Genomic DNA, 18626 nt, shown 5'->3' with positions numbered 1-18626 from the left:
TCGGGGGGAGTGGTCATGCGGAGCGTGAGCCCGCGAGAGGGGTACGAACGCCTCGCTCGCACACGGGGCAGGGCTTACTCTGCTCTCCCCCCAGTGAATAACCACAGGGATGTGTGAGTTTTTGCCTTTCGCTCTTTCCCATTGAAGGGGAGGCCGGGGGGGTGAGCGGGCCGGGAGTCCCAAAACGATAGGGCTCCTCCTGCCCCTGGTCCTCTCCTACTCCTGAGCCGCGTACGCCGCCCGCAGCACCTCGGCCACCTCGGGGCGGGTGAACTCGGCGGGGAGGCCCTCGCCCGCGCGGAGGCGCTCGCGGACCTTCGTGCCGCTCAGGACGAGGTGATGGTCGCCCTCATGCGGGCAGGTGCGCGGGCTGACGAGTTGCCCGCAGCTCCTGCAGTAGTAGGTGTGCTCGAACTTCAGAATCTGGATGCCCAGTTCCTCCGGGCGATAGGCCGAGAAGATCTCCTGCGCGTCGTAGGTGCCGTAGTAGCTCCCCACCCCCGCGTGGTCGCGCCCCACGATGAAGTGGGTGGCCCCGTAGTTGCGGCGCGACAAGGCGTGGAGGATCGCCTCGCGCGGCCCGGCGTAACGCATGGCGGCGGGATAGACACTCAGGAGGGTTCTGGCCTGCGGGTAGTACCCCTCCAGCAGCACCTCGTAGGCTTTCACCCGCGTCTCGGCGGGCACGTCGTCGCCCTTGGTCGTCCCCACCAGCGGGTGCAGCAGCAGGCCGTCCACCAGTTCCAGCGTGACCTTGTGCAAGTACTCGTGCGCCCGGTGGATGGGGTTGCGCGTCTGGAAGGCGACCGTCGTGCGCCAGCCCCGCGCCTCGATCACCTCGCGCACCTCGGCGGGGGTGCGGTGGTGGCGGGGGAAGGCCCCGCGCGGCACTGCGAAGAGGGTCACGGGTCCGGCCAGGTACACGTCCCCCCCCGCGTACAGCGCCGCCACGCCGGGGTGCGAGGGGTCCTCGGTGCGGTAGACCTCGCGGGCCTCCAGACTCTTGCGGGCCTCGTACCGTTCCTGCACGTCCAGCGTGCCCACCGCCTCGCCGCCCCGTGTCAGCACGACCCGGCCCGTGTACCGCCCGGCCTCCTCCCGGCCTACCGCCAGCGTGATGGGGAGGCTCCAGGGGGTGCCGTCCGAGAGCCGCATATGCTCCATCACGCTGAGGTAATCCGCCTCGCTCAGAAAGCTGGTGAGCGGCGAGTACGCGCCCGTCGCCAGCATCTCCAGGTCGGCGGAGGCGCGGTCAGACAGTTCAAGCTGCGGCAGTCCCGCCAGCTCTGCGGGGTCAAAGTCGTGGCCGGGGCGCTGCACGCGGTTGACCAACGTGCCCCCCAGCGGCGTGGGCAGGAGGATCGGGGAAGGGTCGGACAGGGTGGTCATGGGCAGCCTTTCGGGAGCAGTGGATGAAAAGGGTCAACTATTGGACGAAAAAAACAGGTCAGAGGCGGTTCTCGCCCGCCCACAGGCCACACTCGGTCTTGCCCTTCCCGGCCCAGCGGCCCGCGCGGGCGTCCTCGCCGGGGCGCACGGCGCGGGTGCAGGTCCAGCAGCCGATGCTCAGGAAGCCGTCGAAGTACAGCGGGTTGACAGGCAGGTCGTGCTCGGCGACGTAAGCCTCCAGCCGCTCGCGGGTCCAGTGGGCCAGCGGATTGACCTTTACACGCGCTCCCCCCGTCTCTACGAAGGAAATGTCCGCACGGGTCGCCGCCTGGTCGCGGCTGCGGGCGTTCAGCAGGGCGGATGGGGCTTTGTCGCGCAGGTAGCCCTGAAGGGGAGCCACCTTCCGCACCGCGCAGCAGGCGTCGGGGTCGGCGGCGTAGAGGTCGGGCGGCGTCTGGCCGTTTTCGGGGTGGGCGCCCGCGTTCAGGGTCACGAAGGTCATCTGCCCATACCGCGCGGCGAGGCGGTCCCGCGTCGCCAGCGTCTCCGGGAAGTGGTAGCCGGTGTCCACGAACACCACCTCGCCCCGGTAGCCCGCCCGCGCCGCGAGGTCGAGCAGCACGACGCCGTTGAGGTTGAAGGCACTCGGCATCAAGAGGTCGGGGTGGGCCGAGAGCGCCCAGCGGATCACGTCGAGCGGGTCGGTCTCTGGCGTGAAGTCGGGCGCGGTGGGGTCCGCGTGTCCGGCGGCTTCGCGGGGGGCACGCGGCTCGGTGGTCAGCGGCACGCCACCCTCCTCCGGGGTCCGCAGGTCGGCGGCGGTCACGCCTCGTACCCCAGGTGGGCGAGGAGCCGCCGCACCCCCTCCTCCACGCTGATCTGATCGGTTCGCAGGTGCAGGTCGGGCGTCTCGGGGGCCTCGTAGGGGTCAGAGACGCCCGTGAAGTGCGGGATTTCTCCGGCCATCGCCCTGAGGTACAGGCCCTTCACGTCGCGCTCGGTAACCACTTCCAGCGGGGCGTCCACAAAGACCTCGGTCGGGTTGGGCAGCGTGGACAGCACCTCGCGCCGGGTGTCGGCGTAGGGGCTGATCGCGCTGACGAGGACCGTGACCCCATGCTTTGCCAGCAGCCCCGCCACGAAGCCGATGCGCCGGACGTTCGTGTCGCGGTCCTCCCTGGAAAAGCCTAGCCCCTTGCTCAGGTTCTCGCGCACGGCGTCCCCGTCGAGGAGTTCGACCGGAACGCCGCGCGAGACGAGTTCGGCGTGCAGGGCGCTCGCCAGCGTGCTCTTTCCCGCGCCCGACAGCCCGGTGAACCACACCACGCGGCCCGTGCCGACCTCGGGCCGGTTCAGGGTCGCCGTCATGCGGTGACGGCCTCGCGGTCCGGGTTGAGGACGGCGTCGGGCGTGAAGCGCTCGTGGCCCACCCGGTCGGCGTATTCCACAAAGCTCTCGCCGGGCTGCTTGCCCGCGCGGAAGTCGGAGAGCACCGCCTCCGCGTACTCGTTGAGGCGGACGGCGGGCACCACACCCCTCAGCTTGGTCCCGGTGCGCTGCGCCTGCCCGATGCTGCCCGCGAGGTGGACGTTGTAGACCTCTTCCTCACCTCGCAGGGCGCCCATGAAGCCCAGGTCGGCCACCTGATAGCGCGTGCAGGCGTTCGAGCAGCCCGTCAGGTTGATCGTGAAGGGCACGTCGAGGTCGAGGAACTTGGGCTCCAGGTCGTTCACGAGGTTCGCGGTCCGGGCCTTCGTCTCGGTGAGGGCAAGGCGGCAGAACTGCGTGCCCGTGCAGGCGATGGTCGTGCCGCGCAGGGTGGTCTTGGGCGCGAGGTCCACGGCGGCCAGTTCGGCGCTCAGGGCGGCCACGTCCTCGGATTTTACGTGCGGGATGACCATGTTCTGGAAGGCGGTGGTCCGCAGCACGCCCTTCCCGTAGCGGTCGGCGAGGTCGGCCAGCCTGCGAGCCTTGTCGGGGTTGATGCGGCCCACGGTGGTCGCCACGACGACGTAGTTCAGGCCGTCGCCCTGCGGGTTGACGCCCAGCACGTCGTTGCCGCCGAAGCGGGCCACGGGCGCGGGGGGGCCGTCCTGAAGCTTGCGGCCAAGGTACTCCGTCTCCACGATCTCGCGGAACCGCTCCACGCCGATGTCCTTGATCAGGAACTTCAGACGGCTCTTCTTGCGGTTGACCCGGTAGCCGTGGTCGCGGTAGGCCCCGGCGATGGCCCGCCCGACCTCCACGACCTCTTCCGGCTTAATGAACACGCCCAGCCGCTTGGCGAGGTGCGCCACCGCCCCCAGGCCGCCGCCCACCCACACATCGAAGCCGACCTCACCGTTCACCTTGTGCGCCAGGAACCCCACGTCGTTGATCAGGTGGATGCCCTCCAGCTCGGGGGTGGCGGTCAGGCTCATCTTGAACTTGCGGGGCAGGTCCTGGAAGTCGTCGTTGCCGGTCAGCGTGCCCTCCATCGCAAAGGCGAGGGGCCGCACGTCGATGATCTCGCGGGCGTCGAGTCCGGCGAGCGGCGAGGCGATCACGGCCCGCACCGTGTCGCCGCACGCGCCGCGTGGGTGCAGCCCCAGCGGCTCCAGGCGGTCGAAAATCTCGGGAATCTTGTCGATGGTCAGCCAGTGAAACTGGAAGGCCTGACGGTCGGTCACGTCCAGAAAGCCGCGCCCGTACTCCTCGGCGATGTTGGCGACCTCGCGCAGGGTCGAGGTGGCGAATTCGGCGCTGGGCACGCGCACGCGCATCATCAGGAAGCCGTCTTCCTGGGGCCGCTGCGGGTACACGCCCGCCCATTTCAGCAGGTCGATCCGTTCGGGGTCGATGAAGCCCTGCTGCGCGTACTGCGGAATCAGGTCGAAAATCTGGAAGGGGGGCACTTCTTTTTTCAGGGCTTCGATATCGCTCATGGGTCACTCCGGGAAGGTGAAGGTGGGGGAGAGGCGGCCAGGGCAAGGGCAGCCCAGTGTGCGAGCTACAGTAGATGACAAAACAGGTCAACAATGTGGGTTGTCTGGGGGAGCGGGCCTCCCTGTGCTGGTCCCGAACACCACGGTGGGAAAAGTCAGGTCCGCCCTACTGCCCGGCCCACTTTCAGGAGTGGAACAGGTGCGCTTTGCAGCAGAAGAGGCTCAGGCGTTCGGCTTGAGCAGGTGCCCCAGGCAGTGCCCGTAGCTCACGCCCTGCCGGGCGTCGGTCACGAGGTCTTCCACGCTGAACTCCTGGAGGACGGCCAGCATCGCGTCGCGCATCCGGGTGTAGACGCTGGCGCGGGCATGGCAACGGTCTTCCTCCACACAGGGTTCATGCCAGTTCAGGCTGATGCACGACAGGGGCGCGACCGGGCCGTCCACCGCCCGCACGACCTCGCACAGCGAGATTAGCCGCGGCTTGCGCGAGAGCGCGTAGCCGCCGCCGATGCCCTTCTTGCTCTTGACCACGCCCTTGGCGGTCAAGGCCGCCAGAATCCGCACGAGGTAGGGGCGGTGGACTCCGGTGGCGTCGCTGATCTCCTCGCTCGACACCCAGCGCCCCAGCTCCTGGGTGCCCAGATACCCCAGCGCCTGAAACGCATAGACATCGGTGGCAGAAAGGCGCATGGGGCGAGGGTATCAGCTTCCGGTGACTATTCCCCGGCTGGCGCCTCCCGTTCCTGCGGGCTCAGGGGCGCGGGCCGCACCTCGTTCCCATAGCGCTCGGCCAGATACGCCAGCGCCACCGGGTCAAACTGGCCGCCCGGCACCCAGCGTTCCTCCAGGTTCTCGGTGCCGTACAAGGCCCACGCTGCCGCCTCCGTCTCGGGGTCCCAGGGGCCAGCCGGAAGCGAGGTCGCGTGGTCCTGCACGATGAGAAGGGCGCGGAGCCACTCCAACTCCTCCCCGGTCAGTTCGCGGGTGGACTCGGGCCGCCCGAAGAGGAGGTCATGGATGCCCAGCAGCCGCTCCAGTTCCTCGCAAGGCTCGGCGTGGTCGTCGGCGCGGAGGTTCACCCAGTCGTCGGTGAGGCCGCCGTAGCCGCGCCCCGGCCCCACGCACAGCAGAGCCGCCGACTGCCGCCCGCGCTTGTCACCGCCCGCCGCGTCCCCGGCCCGCAGCGCCGCGAGCAGGCGGCGGGGAAGAGGCTGGCCCTCGGCTCCTTCCCACGCCTCCCGCATCGTCTCCACGACCTCCGGCCCGGTCAGGATGTTGCCCTGAATCGCCACATCCGGCCCAGAGAAGCCGCCCGCCCAGGCATGGCAGTCCTCCCCGCTAAAGGTCACCGAGCGCCCGTCCGCCCCCACGATCCCGAACTGCCGCTGCGCGATGTCGGGGTCGGTGCGCTGGAACTCGGCGGCGACCTCGTCGGGCGAAAGGCCGTCCGCGAGTAGCTGCAGCCCGTCGGGGCCGTAGTTGGGATTAACGTAGCTCTGGGTAGCGACCGCGCCCACCCCCGCCCGCGCGAAGGGCACCAGGGCGCCGACCGCCAGGAACTTGCTCGCCACGGCGACGCCGAGGTCGCCTGTCACGGGGTCGCGGCCCACGATGGAAAAGGTCATGGGTCAGGATAGCCGCGCTCCGGCCAGGGGAGCGGACGGGCCGACCGAGGAGGCTGATAGCCTCGGTCCCGATGCCTCCCACCTTCGCCGCCCTCGTCACCGACCGCACCCGCCGCCTGGGGACCCGGCTGTGCGTGGGGCTGGACCCCCGCCCCGGCCTCTACCGCGACCCCGCGCACCTGCGGGAACACACGCTGGACGTGCTGGAGGCGACCGCACCCTACGCGGCGTGCGTCAAGCCGCAGCTCGCCTTCTTTGAGGCGCTGGGGCTGCCCGGCTTCGCGCTGCTGGAGGAAGTGTGCGCGGCGGCCCGCACTCTGGGGCTGCCCGTGCTGCTGGACGGCAAGCGCGGCGATATCGGCTCCACGGCAGAAGCCTACGCGCAGGGGTGGCTGGCGGGGGGACACGCGGGGGACGCCCTGACGGTCAATCCCTTCCTGGGCTTCGGGGCGCTGACCCCCTTCGTGGAGGCGGCGCGGGCGAACGGCGGCGCGGTCTTCGTCCTCGTCAAGACGAGCAATCCCGACCAGGCCGACCTTCAGGGCGGGGGCATCAGCGAGCGGGTGGCGGCGGAGGTGGCGCGGCTGGGTGCCCAGGAGCCGGGGGGCGAGTACGCCAGCGTCGGTGCGGTCGTGGGGGCCACCCACCCCGGCGACCTCGCCGCGTTCCGGGCCGCCATGCCCCGCGCCCTGCTGCTGCTGCCCGGCCTGGGGGCGCAAGGGGCCGCTGCCGCCGACCTCGCCCCAGCCTTTCACTCCGGCGGGACCGGGGCGCTGGCGAGCGCGAGCCGGGCGGTGCAATACGCGGATGGCCTGAGCGTGATCGCCAGCCGGGAGGCGGCGCAGCGCCTCCGCAACGAGCTGAACGCCGCGCTGAGCTAGCTTCCCTTTACCCGAACCGAGACAAACTCGCCCATCCCGCCGCGCACACTCGGCCCCATGAAGCCCAAACCCCTCAGCGAACAGGTCATCGTCATCACGGGCGCGTCCAGCGGCATCGGCCTGAGCACGGCGCGGCTGGCGGCTCAGGAAGGGGCGCGGCTGGTCCTCGCCGCCCGCAGCGAGGAAGCCCTGCGCCAGCTTGCGAATGAGATCACGGCGGCGGGCGGGGAGGCCGTCCCCGTCGTGGCCGACGTGAGCCGGGAAGAGGACGTGGCCCATATCGCCCAGGTCGCGCGGGAGCGCTTCGGCGGCTTCGACACCTGGGTGAACAACGCGGGCGTGGGCATGTACGGGCGGCTGTTGGAGTCGGATGTGGAGGACATGCGCCGCCTCTTCGACATCAACTTCTGGGGGGTGGTGTACGGTTCGCGGGAGGCCGTCTCGCACCTGCGCGAGCGCGGCGGAACCCTGATCAACGTGGGGAGCGTGGTGTCCGAGCAGGCGATTCCCCTGCAAGGGGCGTATGGGGCCTCCAAGCACGCGATCAAGGCCTTTACCGACACCCTGCGGATGGAGCTGGAGCACGACGACGTGCCCGTGACCGTCACCCTGATCAAGCCTGGCCCCATCGACACGCCCTTTCCGCTGCACGCCCGCTCGTACCTGCCCACCGAGCCCAAGCATGTGCCCCCCGTGTACGCCCCGGAGGTCGTCGCCCGCGCCATCCTGCACGCGGCGGTCAAGCCCACCCGCGAACTGTTCGTGGGTGGCGGCGGCAAGGGCATGGCCGCTTCGGGAATGCTCGCGCCCGCCGCCACCGAGAAGCTGATGGCCGAGGTTGCCCTGCCCGGCATGCAGAGTGACCGCCCCCCGCTCCCCGAGGACGCCCACATTCTCTACCACCCCTCCGGCAAGCTCGAGGAGCGCGGCGACTACGAGGGCACCGTGCGCGGCACGAGCGCGTACACGGCGGCGGCGCGAAACCGGGGCCTGATCGTGGCGCTGGTCGGCGCGGCGCTCGCGGCGGTGGCCCTGGGGCGGGCGCGGCGGTAGGCTGGGCGGGTCCCAGGTGCGGCTTCCTGTCCGGGGAGGCCGCGTCTCCTTGCCCTCCCCCTCTCGCCACGAGGTTTTCCATGACCACTTACCGCAGACTCGGCCGCAGCGGCCTGCACCTCTTTCCCCTGGGCCTCGGCTCCATGCAGTTCGGCTGGAGCGCCGACGAGGCCGCGTCCTTCGAGCTTATGGACGCCTACCACGCGGCGGGCGGCAACTTCATCGACACCGCCGACATCTACACGACCTGGACCCCCGGCAACCCCGGCGGCGTCTCCGAGGAGATCATCGGGCGCTGGCTGAAGTCACGCGGGCGCCGCGACGACGTGGTGATCGCCACCAAGGTGCGCGGGCCGATGGGCGAGGGCGGATCCGAGGGCCGGGGCAGCATTCACCAGCGCGAGGGCCTGTCACGCCGCTGGATTCTCAAGGCCTGTGAGGACAGCCTGCGCAGGCTCGGGGTGGACCACATCGATCTGTATCAGGCGCATTACATCGACAACCAGACCCCCATCGAGGAGACGATGGATGCCTTTACCGAACTCGTGAAGCGTGGGTACGTGCGCTACCTCGGCGCGTCGAACTACTCCGGGTGGCGGCTGATGCAGGCGCTGTGGACGAGTGATCAGAAGGGCCTGGAGAGCTTCGTCAGCCTGCAACCCGAATACAGCCTGCTCTCGCCCACGCGGGCCAACTTCGAGCGCGAGCTGGGGCGGGTGTGCGTGGAGTACGGCCTGGGGGTCATTCCCTGGAGTCCGCTGGGCGGCGGGATGCTGACCGGGAAGTACAAGCGCGGCGCCCCCCTCCCCGACAGCGTGCGGGCCGAGGGCAATGCCCGCAGCCGCTTCAGCGACCGCAACTTCGACATCGTGGAGACGCTGGAGGCGGTCGCCGGGCGGCACGGAGCCAGGCCCGCACAGGTGGCCCTCGCGTGGCTGCTCGCCCAGCCGGGCGTGACCGCACCCATCATCGGGGCCAACAGCGTCGCCCAACTGACCGACCTGCTGGGAACGCTGGACCTCACCCTCAGCGCCGACGACCTCGCCGAGATCAGCCGCGTGAGCGACTGGGAGCGGGCGCGGACGGAGCTGGAGCGGTAGTTCACCCCCTCCCAGCCTCCCCCCTCAAGGGGGAGGAGTTTTTTTGCGCTCAGGCGTCCGCTTCCGGCGCTTCTTCCGCCTCCCCATGCGCCTCCTGCAACTTGCGCCAGCGCTCCGCCACCCGCGCCTCCCAGCCCTCGCCGGTCGGTTCGTAGAGACCGAGCTGCACGCCGTCCGGCAGGTAGTTCTGCTCGAAGCTGCCCTCCGGGTCATCGAAGTAGTAGGCGTACCCCTGGCCGTAGCCCTGCTGACGCATCAGGGCGGTCGGCGCGTTGCGGAGGTGCAGGGGGATGGGGAGGTTCTCGCCCTCCCGCACGGCATTCAGCGCGTTCTTCCAGGCCACGTAGACCGAGTTGCTCTTGGGCGCCAGTGCGAGGTACACGACCGCCTGCGCGAGGGCGAGGTCGCCTTCGGGACTCCCCAGAAACTCCGCCGTGTCGCGGGCCGCGACCGCCAGCCGCAGCGCCTGCGGGTCCGCGAGGCCGATGTCCTCGGCGGCCATCCGCACGACGCGCCGGGCCACGTACATCGTGTCCGCGCCGCCCTCGACCATGCGGGCGAGCCAGTACAGCGAAGCGTCCACGTGCGACCCCCGCACCGACTTGTGCAGCGCGGAAATCAGGTTGTAGAAGTCCTCGCCGTTCTTGTCCATCGCGGGAAGGTGACGGCCAAAGGCCTCGGTCACGGCGTCCGGCGTCACCGGGTCGGCCAGGGTCGCGGCGACCTCCAGCGTGCTCAAGGCCCGCCGCGCGTCCCCGTCCGCGAGCCGCGCCAGCAGGTCGAGGGCCTCGGGGTGCGCCGTCACCCCCGGCAGCCCGCGCGGGTCGCTCAGGGCACGCTCCAGCAGCCTGCGCACGTCCTCCTGCGTCAGGGCTTCGAGCACCAGGGTCCGCGCCCGCGACCGCAAGGCCGGGTTCACCTCGAAGCTGGGGTTCTCGGTGGTGGCGCCCACCAGCGTCAGCAGCCCGGATTCGACGTGGGGCAAGAGGGCGTCTTGCTGCGCCTTGTTGAAGCGGTGAATCTCGTCCAGAAAGAGGATGGTGCGCGTGCCCCGGCCCCGCAGCCGCTCGGCCTCCGCGACGGCCTCGCGCACGTCCTTGACGCCCGCCGACACCGCCGAGAGCGGGATGAAGTGGGCGCCGACCTCGCCCGCGATCAGCCGGGCCAGGGTCGTCTTGCCCACGCCGGGCGGTCCCCACAGGATTAGCGACCCCAGCCGCCCGGACGCCAGCAGCCGGGTCAGCGGCTTGCCCGGCCCCAGCAGGTGCGTCTGCCCCACGACCTCCGCGACGGTGCGCGGGCGCAGGCGTTCGGCCAGGGGCGCGGGCGGGTCGAAGAGGGTCACGGGGGAGAGGATAGCGGGGTGGGGGACTGGGGGGGGAGGCGGGGCGACCACGCCCTACACTCGGCCCATGCAGACCGTCCCCGAGGCCCTCGCCGGGCACCGTTCCATCCGCAAGTACCGGCCCGACCCCATCCCGCAGGCGGTCATCAACGAGGTGCTGCACGAGGCCATCACGGGCACGTCGTCGTCAGGGAACCTCAACAGCTACTCGGTGGTCTTGACCCGCGAGCCGGGGCGCAAGCGGCGGTTGTACGAGCTGCACGGGGAGCAGGAGTTCGTGTTGCAGGCGCCGCTGGTCGTCACCTTCTGCGCCGACTGGCACCGCACGCGGACGTGGCTGCGGCGGCGCGGGGCGCGGGACAACTTTGGCAACCTGCTGGGCTACCACGTGGGCGCCTTCGACGCCGTGCTGCTGTCGCAGAGCGTGAGCCTGGGCTTCGAGGCCCGTGGGTACGGCATCTGCTACATGGGCACCACCCTGAACGCGATGCACGAAATCGCTCAGTTCCTGAGCCTCCCCGAAAGCTGCGTGCCCGTCACCAGCATCGTCGTGGGCGTGCCCGACGAGGCTCCCGGCAAGCGCGACCGCCTGCCGCTGCGGGCCTTTGTCCACGACGAGACGTACCGGGTGCCGGACGAGGCCGAGCTGGACGACCTCTACCGCGAGCGCGAGGTGCGCGGCTGGGAGCGCTACATGGCCGACCCCCGGCTGCGGGCGAAGGCCGAGGAGGGCGGCATCACGTCGCTGGCGCAGTTCTACACCAGCCCCTACAAGTACGACCCCGACCGCCACGCCGCCGATTCGGCGCGGATCGCGGCGTTTCTGGCCGAGCACGGCTTCTTGCCGGAGGGCACCCGGTAGCAGGCAGGCCGTATCCTCACCCCCATGGACCCCGCCGAACGCTATATCCGCCTCGCCCACGCCATCGACGCGCACTCGGAAGGCTATATCGACGGCTACGGCGGCCCTGCCGAGTGGGCCGACCGGACGCGGCGCGACCCCACCGAGCTGCACGCCGAGGCGCTGGCCCTCCTGGACGAGGTAGGGGGTGTGGAGGACGAGTCCCGCCGGGCTTTCCTGACCGTGCAGGTGCGGGCGATGGTCACGATGACCCGGCTGCTCTCGGGCGAGCGGCTGCCCTACGCCGAGGAGGTGCGCGGCCTCTACGACATCGACCCCGTGCGGGCGGAGGGGGTCGAGCTGGACGCCGCCCTGCGGACCCTCGATGCGGCACTGCCCGGCACCGGGACGCTGGAGGAACGCGAGGAGGCCCTGCGGTCGCGGGTGGCGCTGCCGGTGGACGACATCCTGTGGGTGGCCGAGCCTATCCTGGCCGAGTTGCGGGAGCGCACCCGTGAACGCTTCGGCCTGCCGGACGGCGAAGATTTCTCCATCGGGCTGGTGACCGACAAGCCCTGGAGCGGGTACAACTGGCCGCTGGGCAACCTGCAAAGCCGCATCGACATCAACACCGACCTCCCCGTGCTGCTGCCCGCCTTGCCGGACCTCCTCGCGCACGAGGGCTACCCCGGCCACCACACCGAGCACGCCACCAAGGAGGCGCGGCTGGTGCGGGAGCGCGGCTGGTTTGAACATTCCATTCAGCTCATCAACGCCCCCGAGTGCGTGGTGTCCGAGGGCATCGCCACGAACGCGCTGCGGGCGCTGATGGACCGGGAGGAGGTCGAGGCGTGGCTGACGGGCGACCTGGCCGCCCTTGCGGGCCTGGACCCCGACGACATTCGGGCGTTCCTGGCGGCGGGCCGCGCCCGCGAGGGGCTGAGGCGGGTCAGCGGCACGGCGGCGCTGATGCTGCACGAGGACGGGCGCCCCGAGGCCGAGGTGCTCGACTTCATCCGCCACTACGCCCCCGCGAGCGAGGCCCGCGCCCGCCAGAGCCTGCGCTTCATCTCGCAGCCGACCTTTAGGGCGTACATCTTCACGTACAGCGTGGGGGGCGACCTCGTGCGGGCCTGGGTGGAGGAGAAGGGGGCGGACGGCTTTGCCCGGTTGCTGCGCGAGCCGCTGACGCCGGGGCAGCTCGGCGCGGCGGCGGGGGCCTGAGATGGATTTCCCCGACCTCGTCGCCCGCGAGGGTTTTCCGCCCGGAACGCAGGTCACGACCTTCGCGGCACCGGGCGGGCGCGTCTTCCGCGCGGCGCAGCCCGGACGCGGCTTCGAGCTGCTGCTGACCGACGAGGCCGTGGAGATGTACGGCGAGGGACCGACCCTGGCGCTGGTGCTCGGGAGGCTGCGCGAGGCCGCCGAGGCCGGATTGCCCCCGCTGGAGCCGGGACAGACCTGCGTGCGGCAGACGTTCGTGGGGGACTGAGGCGGTTTTCGGTCAGTAGTGAGTGGTGAGGAGGGGAACCTCGCCTCTCCCACAGACTATTTACCGTTCCCCGAATACATCCCGTAACGCCGCCCGCGCGGCCCAGTAGCCGCTCATCCCGTGAATGCCCCCGCCGGGCGGGGTCGCGCTGGAGCACAGATAGACGCCGGGCACGGGCGTCCGATAGGGCGTGGGCGTGGGCACCGGACGGGCCAGCAGGCCCCACAGGTCGCCCCGCCCCCCATTCACATCCCCGCCCCGGAACACCGGGCTGAGGGCTTCGAGCGCCCGCGCGTTCGTCACCCGCCGCCTCAGCACCAGGTCGCGGAAGCCGGGAGCGGCCCGCTCGATTTGCGCCTCGATGGTCCCGGCGTAGCTGTCGGGCGTGCCCGGCGGGACGTGCGCGTAGGCCCAGAAGGTGTGCCCCCCGGCGGGCGCCCGGCTGGGGTCGAAGAGGGTGTGCTGGGCGGCCAGGACGTAGGGACGCTGCGGGGCCACCCCCCGCGTGACCTCTGCCTCCGCCCGCGTGATTGCCTCCAATCCGCCGCCAAGATGTACGGTTCCCGCCCGCCCCACCGCCGGATCGCGCCAGGGGACCGGGCCTCTGAGGGCGTAATCCAGCTTCAGGAGGCCGGGGCCGTAGCGGTAGCGGGTCAGCCACGCCCGGTAGCCCGGCGTCACCCGGTCGCCCAGCAGCGCCAGCAGCACGGCGGGGCTGGAATCCACCAGCACGGCGCGGGCGGGGGGGAGGTCTGCCCAACGCCGCACCTCCACCCCCGTCTCGACCTCGCCGCCCAGGAAGCGCAGGTAGGCCACCAGCGCGTCCGTCAGGGCCTGCGCCCCCCCACGCGGAAAGGGCCAGCCCACCCCGTGCGCCAGCGTGCCCAGCACGAGGGCCGCCGCCCCCGTTCCCGGCGTGGAGAGCGGCAGGTTGGCGTGGGCGGCCAGCCCCGCCCACGCTGCCCGCGCCTCCGGGGTCCGCAGCAGGCCCGCCGTCCAGGTTGCCGGGGGGACTCCCCGCAGCCCGAACCGGGCGAGCAGGAGCGGGTGGCGCGGCAAACGCGGGAGGGGCCGTAGCACGTCATCCAGTAGGCCGTCCATGCCCCCGACGAGCGGCCCGAAGAGGGCCTGCCACGCCGCCGCGTCCTGCCCGAAGTTCTGCGCCGCTGCGTCCAGGTCACGCTCGACGATGACCCCCGTGCCGTCCTCCAGTACCTGCGCGTAGGGGGCGTCCGGCTGCACCCACGAGAGCCCGAAGGCGTGCAGCGGCCAGTCCCGAAAGGCGGGCGAGGCGTACCCCAGCGGGTGAATGGCGCTGCCCACGTCGTGGACGAAGCCGGGGAGGGTCAGTTCGGCGCTGCTCAGGCCGCCACCCGGCGAGGCGTGGCGCTCCAGCACCCGCACCCGCAGCCCTGCGCGGGCCAGGGTGACGGCGGCGGCCAGCCCGTTGGGACCAGCGCCGACGACGACGGCGTCGAGGGGAGACACACGGTTACTGTGACATACGGTTCCTCGGCTCAAGGCCCTGTCGGTCCGGTGAGGACCCGGTGTCCACCAGATCCGGGTACACGAATCCTCACACAATTGTCACTGCTGACGGAGAGTTGACCAGACAGGCTTTATAGTCTGCTCATCCAAGCAGGGGTGCCGGGTCTTCCCGGCGGCAATGTCCTGCTGGTTGATCGCTGCTGCCTGCGGGCCAGTTCGGCTCCGCCTCTCAGGAGAATTCATGAAGAAGAGAATGCTGCTGTCCGCCGCCCTGCTGCTCTCCGCCTGCTCGGGCACTCCACAGGCCCCCGACGCGTCGACCGGGAAAGCGATCTTTCAGGCGCTGTCCCTCCCCGACGAGGTGGTTCAGGTCACCCTGGAGGTGCGCGGGACCGAGGCGACCACCAAAGACGAGGTCCATACCCTGACGGCCACGGTCAAGAACGGCGCGGCCACCTTCACCGTCCCCAACCTCGTGAAGGGCGGCTATAGCCTCGTCGCGCGGGGGTACGACGGCGCAGACGCCGAGAAGATCGTGCTGTACAAGGGCAGCAGCGCGGTGCAGTTCAAGGACGAGGCGCCCATCAACCTGCGGATGAACCGCCTGACAAGCGCCATTCAGGTGAACGCGACCGGCGTGACGGCCAAGAGCAATGTCCTCGTCGCCAAGGTCGGTGCCCTGGAAGCCCGCCTGATCGGCAGCGGCAGCACGGCGACGGGCACCCTTCAGGGCGTGCCGACGGGCCGGGCCATCACCGTGGTCGTCGAGGGCCGGGGCACCGACGGTACCCTCCAGCAGCAGGGGACCGCCACCCTGCGCCTGAGCGAGAACGACGCGGTGGTTAGCGTGCCCCTGACCGAGGTCGTGAACGCGGTGGCGCCCGCCGCGCCCACCCTTACGGCCGACAGCAGCGTCAAGAAAGGCTCCCTCTACACCCTGAACATCGGGGCCGCGCAGACCGGGACCGCCCAGCTCCGGACCGTCACGGTGGACTGGGGCGACGGCGTGATCGAGACCCTGACCGTCAGCGGTCAGAGCGCCCAGCTCAGCCCCACGCACACCTACACGGCCGCCGGCACGCGGAGCGTCAGCGTGACGGTCACGAACAGCGCGGGCCTGAGCAGCACGGGCGGCGTCACGGTGAATGTTCTTGACACGACCACCGGCAACGTGACCGTGGACATCGGCGCGAACGTCGCCCCGGTGACCCTGAGCGTGACCGGCGTGGAGGCCGACCGGGTGACGGCGACCATCACGGCGCCTGACGCCAGCCTGGGCACCGCCAGCCTGCGCCCGCAGGACCTCAAGAAGACCTACACCCTGGAACTCGTGCCCCGTGGGCAGGGCAACTGGAGCGGCACCCTCAGCCTGCCCGTGGGCTACACCTACACCGTGCAGCCCCGCGCCATCACCGGCGATCAGAGCCGCGACGGCGAGGTGCAGACCTTTACGGCGAAGGCCGAGGGCACTGCGGTGTCCCTGCCCTTCGGCGCGGGCGGCGAGGCGGCGCCCACCTGCCCGGCCACCACGGGCACCGTCACCAACATCGGCGCGGTGCAGGGCAGCGGAGCGGCCAGCCCGCTCGCGGGCCAGACCGTCACCGTGCGCGGCGTGGTCACCAGCGACTTCCAGGCGGGTCTGGGCGGGTTCTCCATTCAGGAGATCGCCCCCGACGGCCTGGAGGCCACCAGCGACGGCCTGTTCATCTACACGAACACCGCCCGTCAGGCGGTCAGCGTGGGCGACGTGGTGCAGGTCAGCGGCACCGTGAAGGAGTACTTCGGCGCCACCCAGCTCGAGAGCATCACCACCTTCCAGAAGTGCAGCGGCACCCAGGTCGCCAAGCCGGTCACGCTGACCTTCCCGCTGAACAGCCTCGACCAGCTCGAGCAGTACGAGAACATGCTGGTGACCATCCCGCAGGTCATGACCGTGACCGACAACTACGGGTATGGCCGCTACGGTGAACTCGGTCTGTCCAGCGGTGGGCGGCTGTTCAACCCGACCAACGGCAATGTGAGCGGCGAGACGACTGCTGCCCAGGCGCTGCGACGCATCGTGCTGAACGACGCCAGCAACGCTCAGAACCCCGCGGCGGTGCCCTACCTCAGCGGGGCGAACACGCGCCGCACCGGCGACACCGTGACAGGCTTGACGGGCCTGCTGCGCTACGCGAACAACATGTTCAAGCTCGAACCGACCGCCGCGCCCCAGTTCGTGGACGCCAACCCCCGTCAGGCGGCGCCCAAGCCCGTCGGCGGCAGCGTGCGCGTGGCGGGCGCCAACGTCCTGAACTACTTCACGACCTTTGGCGGGAGCGCCGACCGTGGAGCGAACAGCGCCTACGAGTTCGGGCGTCAGAAGGCCAAGGTCGTCAGCATGCTGCTCGGCCTCGACGCCGACGTGATCACCTTGATGGAGATTCAGAACAACGGGGACGCCGCCCTCGAAGACCTCGTCGTGGCCCTCAATGCCGTGGCCGGGGCCGGGACGTACGCCCCCGTGAAGACGGGCAAGGTCGGCACCGACGCCATCACCGTCGCGGCGATCTACAGGCCGGGCAAGGTGACGCCCGTCGGCTCTCCTCTGATCGACACCGCCAGCATCAACGACCGTCCGACCGTCGCCCAAACCTTCCGCGAGAACGCCACGGGTGAAGTGTTCAGCGTGATCGCCAACCACTTCAAGAGCAAGGGAAGCTGCCCGACGAGCGGCGACACCGATCAGGGCCAGGGCTGCTGGAACCTCAAGCGGGTGGATCAGGCCAAGCAGCTTCTCAACTTCGTAAAGACGGTGCAGGACGCGGCCAAGGACCCCGATGTCCTCCTGATGGGCGACCTGAACAGCTACGGTGAGGAAGACCCCATCCGCACCCTCACCGCCGGGGGGTTCGAGAGCCTGAACCAGCGCATCCCCGCTGAGGACCGCTACTCCTATCAGTTTAATGGGCAGTTCGGCTACCTCGACCACGCCCTGTCCAGCGCGGCCCTGAGCGGCCAGGTGACCGGCATCACCGAGTGGCACGTCAACAGTGACGAGCCGACTTTCCTCGACTATAACGTTGAATTCAAGAACAACTCCAACTGCACGAGCAACACCTGCACCACCCCTGACCTGTTCCAGTCCGACGCCTTCCGCTCCAGCGATCACGACCCGGTGCTCGTCGGCCTGAACCTGAAGTCGGACACGCCGCCTGCCCCCACGCCGGGCGTGACCCTGACGCCCGGCACGGCCAGCGTGACCACCACGGTGGGAGCCCCGGCCGTCACCCGCACCTTCACGGCCTCGGCGCAGAACGTGAGTGGCGACCTGACAGTGACGGTCAGGGCGCTGAACGGCGGCCCCGCCATCGTGACTGCGCCCGCCACGGTCGCCAGCGGTGGCTCCTTCGGTGTGACTGTCACTGCTCCGGAGGGCACCGCGCCCGGCACCTACACCTACGAGGTGAAGGCCGCCAGCGGCGACGTGAGCAGTGCCGCCACACTGACGGTGACGGTGCAGGGCGCGAGCGGTGGAACTGTGGGTGGCCTGGTGATCAGCCAAGTGTACCCCGGTGGGGGAGCTAACAGCGGTACGCCCGCTTACAAGCATGACTACGTGGAACTGTTCAACCCCACGGCTTCGGCCATCACGGGCGGGTTCTCCTTGCAGTACAGCTCGGCGTCGGGAACGGGCAACTGGTCTGTGGCAAATCTGAACAGCGTGACCATTCCTGCAGGTGGGTATTACCTCGTGCGCCTCGGGAACGCCGGAACGGCGGGGGCAGACCTTACAGGCTATGACGGGACCGCCGGGAACCTCAACATGGGAGCTACGGCTGGCAAGGTGGCCCTCGTGAGCGGCACGGCGGCGCTTTCGGGCGCTCAGCCCGCCGCTAGCAGCTACCTTGACCTTGTGGGCTATGGCTTGCCCACCTCGGTCAATGGCAGCGAGACTAGTCCCGCGGCTGCACCGGCCAACACCACCGAAGCCCTGTTCCGCAAGAGTAACGGCTGCACGGACACTAACAGCAACCTGAACGATTTCGCGGCTGGTCCGGCTGCTCCCCGCAACAGCGCCACTCCCCTGAACGTCTGCAACTGACCCCTATCCCTCCCCACCCCCTCCCATGCGGAGGGGGTTTTTCTATCTTGTCCCCATGAAGCCCGACCTCACCTCCTTCCTCGGCCAGACCGTGCGTGTCATCGTAGACCGGCCGCTGGGGAGTGTTCATCCCCGGCACGCCGATCTCGTGTACCCCGTGAATTACGGCGAGGTGCCCGGCACCGTCAGCGGCGACGGCCAGCCTATCGACGCTTACCTGCTGGGCTGGGACGTGCCCATGTCGGGAGCGGAAGGTGTGGCAACGGCCGTAATCGTCCGCCTGGATGACCGCGAGGACAAGCTGGCCGTGGTCCCACCGGGAAGTCACTGGCCTGACGAGGAGATCATGAAGGCGGTGTGGTTTCAGGAGCGGTATTTCAGGGTGCGCCTCTTGCGCTAGCGTG

The 18626-nt window shown here is 70.1% G+C and carries 16 protein-coding genes; 8 read left to right on the top strand and 8 right to left on the bottom strand.

Annotation, left to right across the window (positions count from 1 at the left end; translation table 11 throughout):
* Positions 1-216: 216 nt before the first annotated feature.
* From sat to F8S09_RS04045, 6 genes are all read right to left on the bottom strand, one after another.
* Positions 217-1389, bottom strand: a complete 1173-nt coding sequence (gene sat, locus F8S09_RS04070) for a sulfate adenylyltransferase (protein ID WP_152869124.1) — start codon at positions 1387-1389, stop codon at positions 217-219.
* Between the two features lie 58 nt (positions 1390-1447).
* Positions 1448-2170 carry a phosphoadenylyl-sulfate reductase gene (locus F8S09_RS04065; RefSeq protein WP_194165239.1) on the bottom strand — a complete coding sequence of 241 codons (723 nt, stop codon included), beginning with the start codon at positions 2168-2170 and terminating at the stop codon, positions 1448-1450.
* A gap of 41 nt (positions 2171-2211) precedes the next feature.
* Positions 2212-2757 (bottom strand): adenylyl-sulfate kinase, encoded by a 546-nt coding sequence (gene cysC / locus F8S09_RS04060; RefSeq protein ID WP_152869122.1) that lies wholly within the window; start codon positions 2755-2757, stop codon positions 2212-2214.
* Positions 2754-4313, bottom strand: a complete 1560-nt coding sequence (locus F8S09_RS04055) for a nitrite/sulfite reductase (protein WP_152869120.1) — start codon at positions 4311-4313, stop codon at positions 2754-2756. Before F8S09_RS04055 ends, cysC begins: the two co-directional genes overlap by 4 nt.
* A gap of 222 nt (positions 4314-4535) precedes the next feature.
* On the bottom strand, positions 4536-5003 hold the full coding sequence (locus F8S09_RS04050) for an Rrf2 family transcriptional regulator (protein ID WP_152869118.1): 468 nt from the start codon (positions 5001-5003) through the stop codon (positions 4536-4538).
* Between the two features lie 26 nt (positions 5004-5029).
* Entirely contained in the window at positions 5030-5938 is a 909-nt protein-coding gene (locus tag F8S09_RS04045; protein WP_152869116.1) for a DUF1028 domain-containing protein, read from the bottom strand.
* 71 nt (positions 5939-6009) lie between these two features.
* On the opposite strand from F8S09_RS04045, the gene pyrF reads away from it, so the two are divergent.
* The 3 genes from pyrF (at position 6010) to F8S09_RS04030 (ending at position 8972) form a co-directional block, all read left to right on the top strand.
* A complete protein-coding gene (gene pyrF, locus F8S09_RS04040; protein WP_152869114.1) occupies positions 6010-6819 on the top strand; it encodes an orotidine-5'-phosphate decarboxylase in 810 nt (269 codons plus the stop codon).
* Positions 6820-6876: 57 nt separating this feature from the next.
* A complete protein-coding gene (locus F8S09_RS04035) occupies positions 6877-7872 on the top strand; it encodes an SDR family oxidoreductase (RefSeq protein ID WP_152869113.1) in 996 nt (331 codons plus the stop codon).
* Between the two features lie 80 nt (positions 7873-7952).
* The gene (locus F8S09_RS04030) at positions 7953-8972 is read left to right on the top strand and encodes an aldo/keto reductase (RefSeq protein ID WP_152869111.1); all 1020 of its coding nucleotides are present in this window, start codon (positions 7953-7955) and stop codon (positions 8970-8972) included.
* A 49-nt stretch (positions 8973-9021) separates the two neighbouring features.
* Here the strand turns inward: F8S09_RS04030 and F8S09_RS04025 are convergent, their stop codons facing one another.
* Positions 9022-10317 carry a replication-associated recombination protein A gene (locus F8S09_RS04025; RefSeq protein ID WP_322618513.1) on the bottom strand — a complete coding sequence of 432 codons (1296 nt, stop codon included), beginning with the start codon at positions 10315-10317 and terminating at the stop codon, positions 9022-9024.
* Between the two features lie 67 nt (positions 10318-10384).
* On the opposite strand from F8S09_RS04025, the gene F8S09_RS04020 reads away from it, so the two are divergent.
* From F8S09_RS04020 to F8S09_RS04010, 3 genes are read left to right on the top strand one after another with little or no spacing between them, the layout of a single operon-like run.
* Positions 10385-11179 (top strand): nitroreductase family protein, encoded by a 795-nt coding sequence (locus tag F8S09_RS04020; protein WP_152869109.1) that lies wholly within the window; start codon positions 10385-10387, stop codon positions 11177-11179.
* Positions 11180-11203: 24 nt separating this feature from the next.
* Positions 11204-12382 carry a hypothetical protein gene (locus tag F8S09_RS04015; protein WP_152869106.1) on the top strand — a complete coding sequence of 393 codons (1179 nt, stop codon included), beginning with the start codon at positions 11204-11206 and terminating at the stop codon, positions 12380-12382.
* A 1-nt stretch (position 12383) separates the two neighbouring features.
* On the top strand, positions 12384-12650 hold the full coding sequence (locus tag F8S09_RS04010) for a hypothetical protein (protein ID WP_152869104.1): 267 nt from the start codon (positions 12384-12386) through the stop codon (positions 12648-12650).
* Positions 12651-12710: 60 nt separating this feature from the next.
* Here the strand turns inward: F8S09_RS04010 and F8S09_RS04005 are convergent, their stop codons facing one another.
* Entirely contained in the window at positions 12711-14171 is a 1461-nt protein-coding gene (locus F8S09_RS04005) for a phytoene desaturase family protein (RefSeq protein WP_152869102.1), read from the bottom strand.
* Positions 14172-14379: 208 nt separating this feature from the next.
* Here F8S09_RS04005 and F8S09_RS04000 point away from each other — a divergent pair, with 208 nt between their 5' ends.
* Positions 14380-18222: an ExeM/NucH family extracellular endonuclease gene (locus F8S09_RS04000; RefSeq protein ID WP_194165202.1), complete on the top strand. Its 3843-nt coding sequence runs from the start codon at positions 14380-14382 to the stop codon at positions 18220-18222.
* A gap of 55 nt (positions 18223-18277) precedes the next feature.
* The gene (locus tag F8S09_RS03995) at positions 18278-18622 is read left to right on the top strand and encodes an inorganic diphosphatase (RefSeq protein ID WP_152869098.1); all 345 of its coding nucleotides are present in this window, start codon (positions 18278-18280) and stop codon (positions 18620-18622) included.
* Positions 18623-18626 lie beyond the last annotated feature (4 nt).

The sequence above is a fragment of the Deinococcus terrestris genome (genome assembly GCF_009377345.1).
Classification (GTDB): Bacteria; Deinococcota; Deinococci; order Deinococcales; family Deinococcaceae; genus Deinococcus; species Deinococcus terrestris.
Note: the sequence above shows the minus strand (reverse complement) of the source record. Positions and strands in the feature narration are given on the sequence as shown.

What these genes read in the sequence shown, in the direction of transcription:
- F8S09_RS04050 (WP_152869118.1), bottom strand. Translation starts at nt 5,003, where the DNA reads ATGCGCCTTTCTGCCACCGATGTCTATGCGTTTCAGGCGCTGGGGTAT.
- F8S09_RS04055 (WP_152869120.1), bottom strand. Translation starts at nt 4,313, where the DNA reads ATGAGCGATATCGAAGCCCTGAAAAAAGAAGTGCCCCCCTTCCAGATT.
- F8S09_RS04035 (WP_152869113.1), top strand. Translation starts at nt 6,877, where the DNA reads ATGAAGCCCAAACCCCTCAGCGAACAGGTCATCGTCATCACGGGCGCG.
- F8S09_RS04030 (WP_152869111.1), top strand. Translation starts at nt 7,953, where the DNA reads ATGACCACTTACCGCAGACTCGGCCGCAGCGGCCTGCACCTCTTTCCC.
- F8S09_RS04000 (WP_194165202.1), top strand. Translation starts at nt 14,380, where the DNA reads ATGAAGAAGAGAATGCTGCTGTCCGCCGCCCTGCTGCTCTCCGCCTGC.
- F8S09_RS04045 (WP_152869116.1), bottom strand. Translation starts at nt 5,938, where the DNA reads ATGACCTTTTCCATCGTGGGCCGCGACCCCGTGACAGGCGACCTCGGC.
- F8S09_RS03995 (WP_152869098.1), top strand. Translation starts at nt 18,278, where the DNA reads ATGAAGCCCGACCTCACCTCCTTCCTCGGCCAGACCGTGCGTGTCATC.
- F8S09_RS04020 (WP_152869109.1), top strand. Translation starts at nt 10,385, where the DNA reads ATGCAGACCGTCCCCGAGGCCCTCGCCGGGCACCGTTCCATCCGCAAG.
- F8S09_RS04015 (WP_152869106.1), top strand. Translation starts at nt 11,204, where the DNA reads ATGGACCCCGCCGAACGCTATATCCGCCTCGCCCACGCCATCGACGCG.
- sat (WP_152869124.1), bottom strand. Translation starts at nt 1,389, where the DNA reads ATGACCACCCTGTCCGACCCTTCCCCGATCCTCCTGCCCACGCCGCTG.
- F8S09_RS04010 (WP_152869104.1), top strand. Translation starts at nt 12,384, where the DNA reads ATGGATTTCCCCGACCTCGTCGCCCGCGAGGGTTTTCCGCCCGGAACG.
- cysC (WP_152869122.1), bottom strand. Translation starts at nt 2,757, where the DNA reads ATGACGGCGACCCTGAACCGGCCCGAGGTCGGCACGGGCCGCGTGGTG.
- pyrF (WP_152869114.1), top strand. Translation starts at nt 6,010, where the DNA reads ATGCCTCCCACCTTCGCCGCCCTCGTCACCGACCGCACCCGCCGCCTG.